This is a genomic window from Cupriavidus sp. 05T313 (genome assembly GCF_056396665.1).
Genome location: NZ_JBFTLX010000435.1, coordinates 1 through 3,035 on the forward strand (window position 1 = coordinate 1; position 3,035 = coordinate 3,035).

3 protein-coding genes are annotated in these 3,035 nt (G+C 64.3%); all 3 read right to left on the reverse strand.

Annotated features, from left to right (window positions below; translation table 11 throughout):
• A partial coding sequence (locus AC1DKD_RS40420) for an FHA domain-containing protein (RefSeq protein ID WP_477144662.1) occupies nucleotides 1-879 on the reverse strand: 879 nt, incomplete at its 3' end.
• Nucleotides 880-1,105: 226 nt separating this feature from the next.
• Nucleotides 1,106-2,509 (reverse strand): efflux transporter outer membrane subunit, encoded by a 1,404-nt coding sequence (locus AC1DKD_RS40425; RefSeq protein WP_276286980.1) that lies wholly within the window; start codon nucleotides 2,507-2,509, stop codon nucleotides 1,106-1,108.
• Nucleotides 2,510-2,814: 305 nt separating this feature from the next.
• A partial coding sequence (locus AC1DKD_RS40430) for a hypothetical protein (protein ID WP_477144663.1) occupies nucleotides 2,815-3,035 on the reverse strand: 221 nt, incomplete at its 5' end.

Here is a 3,035-nt window from a genome sequence, read left to right on the forward strand (position 1 = left end):
GGTCTTGTCTGGATCGTGGGCCGGCTCGGCCACGGTTGCGGCGGCTGCCACTGGAACGGGCGGTGCGCACGTCGGCGCCACGTCTGGCGCGCTCTGCGCAGGCGTGCCGGTGCCTTGGGGGGGCGGCAGGTTCGAGCTGGTGACGGTCGCATCCGTGGCCGCATCGTTCCGTATGCCGACCCGATAGACGAAATGATTGCCGCCAAAGGCAACGAGGTCCCTCTCACCAAGGGGAACCGCGTGTTCTTCCACGCGCTTGCCGTTGACGAAGGTGCCGTTGGTGCTGCCCAGATCCTCGATGAAAGGCTGCCCACCCTTCAGGAAAATGTGCGCGTGACGGCGCGAGACATAGTTGACCTGGTGAGGATAGACCTCCTTGTAGCGGGAGAAGGTCTCGTCGGCCTTGCTGACCAGGAAAGGAAATCCGGCCACCTCGACTGGCTGCAGGCCCAGGTCGTCGCGCTCGGGGGTGAGCGTCAGCACGACCGATATCGGCTCCGGTGCCTGTACCGGCGTGCGCGAAGCCAGACGCACCCGATAGCACAGCGCCGCGCCRAAGCKCACCTCGTCGCCATCGCGCAATCTCGCCGGCTGCAGTACCACGGTCTCGCCGTTGACCGTGGTGCCGTTCTTGCTGCCCAGGTCCGCGATATAGGCCGCGCCGTGCTCGGAGAAGATGCGCGCATGACGGCGTGAAAGCGCGGCCGCCACATCGGGAGGATATGCGGCGAATGGCGCTTCCGCGCGGCCCACGGCGAACAGGCTCTCGTCGATGCGGATCTCGCCCAACTCGGGGTGCGAGATGGGGACAAGCACGATATCGAACGCCTGCCCCACCTTTGCCCGTATCTCGACAATCAGAGCTTCGTCTGGAGCCATGTTTCGATACCACCAACAGCGCGAGCCGCGGCGCGTGCGCCGGCGGCAAGCCATTTTCCATGGCGGCGGCGCGGGGCCGAAYCGGCCCGCTCCGCCGGGAACGTGTTGACTAAGGACATAGTAGGCCACGCTTGCCGGTAGTCAAACGTCCACCGGCGGCGTATTGCGGGCCTGGCGCCGGCTTTGCCGGGATCGTCCGGTCCCGATACATGGATTGTCGCGGGGTCTATTTCGCCACCTGCCGCGGCGCGTCCTTTCCCGCATTGCTCACTTCGACGCTTGGCCACCCTCCGCCAAGTGCCTTGTACAGGGTGACAGTGTCGGCCAGGATTTGTTGGTGGTTCGCCAACAACTCGAGTTGCGCGCTGAGCAGTGACCGCTCGGTCTCGAATACTTCAAGCTGGGACACAACGCCTTCCTTGAGCTGAGCCTCGATCTGCGCCGACACGACGCGCAGTTGCTCCACCTGCTGCTGCAACTCCACCCGCTGCTTCTTGTGCGCATCGACGTTGACCAGTGCGTTCTCCACCTCCTCGAATGCAGTGATCACCGTGCGGCCGTACTCGTTCTCGGCCACCTTGGTCTGCGCCTCGGTGGTCTTGACATGCGCACGCACGTTCGGATCCAGCATGGGCAGGTTGATGCTCGGCATCAGGCCGAATGTGAAGGACTTCAGCAGATCCGACAAGGCGAAGCTTGCGGTGCCGCCGCGACCGGTCAGGCTGACGGTGGGCAACTGCGCCAGCCGCGCCTGTCCGACCAGGTTGTATGACTCAAGCACGCGGTACTCCGCCGCCACGATATCCGGGCGCCGCGAGAGCAACTGCGACGGTAGCCCGGCCGGCACCGCGGGCAACTGCACGCGCTCTTGCAAGCGCCCCGCGGGTACCTTGAAAACGCCCGCCGGCACGCCGACCAGCGTGCCAAGTGCATTCTCCGAGATATCGCGCGAGCGGCGCAGTTCCAGCAGGTTCTTGGTCAGCCGGTTGATTTCCGCCTGTTGCTGCATCACCCGGATCTTGGGGACCAGTCCGTTCTGGAACATCGCCTGGTAGGTGGCGAGGATCTGCTTGTTCTTGGCCAGTGACCTGGACTGCTGATCGATCTGTTCGTCGAACTGCAGGATCTGGAAATAGGTAGTGGACACGTCCGAGACCAGGGTGAGGTAGCCGGCGCGCCAATCCGCTTCGGTCGCGTTGAATTCCGCGGTCTGGGCTTGCACGCCCTTCTCGACCTTGCCCCAGATGTCGATATCCCAGTTGACCTGGGTGCCCAGGTTGTAAGTCTTGACCAGGTTCTGCCCTGTGGTTTTCTCGAAGCTTGCACCGGCGCCGACATCAAAGACCGGCAGCGCACCGGCCTTCGCCTCGGAAATCTGTGCGCCTGCCACCTTGATTCGCGCGGCCAGCACCTTGATGTCGTAATTGCCAGCGATGGCCTTGTCGACCAGTCCGTCCAGATAGGGATCCCGGAAGGCCTGCCACCAGTTCGGCACGATGGTGTCCGACGCCGAGACGGTGATCGAACCCTGGCGCGCCCAGTCGGGCTTGGCCGGTGTTACCGGGCGTTCGTACACCGGGGGACGAAAATCGGCACAGCCGGCCAGCGCCAGCAGGCACGCGCCTGCCATCAGGCATCGCTTTGCGGCGGTGCGTGATCGATGCACACGGAACGGAGTGGAAAGGTCTGGCACGATCGCCTCCTGCAGGCGCAAGCGAACCGAAAAGGACTAGGCGGGCAGCAGGCCCCGTTCGTCACGTCGCCGGCGCCAGCTGCGCCGGGTCGGTCACGGCCCGGATGCAAGCAAGCAGGCCTCGCCATGCTTCATTGTGTATCCGCCGGCGGCGCTATCCAACCTGTAATTGGAGGCTGGCTGCCATGAAGGCGGCAAGAGAGGGCCGCCCCGCCCGGCAATCCGGGAGGGCGGCGGTGGCTTCAACGATAGATGTTGTTGTTCGCGTTCTGCGTTGAGCTCACGTGCGACTTGATATCCGCGGCGAAGGCCGTGTTGTTGCCATTCATGTTGGTGACGTTCTGCGTCTGGCCGATCAGTTGCTCGGCATTGAAGGTCGAGTCGATCTTGACGGCGCTGAACACGGGCAGGAAGGGCACGAAGCCGCCGCGCACGGCGCGCATGGCGCGGGCGTCGAGTTCTT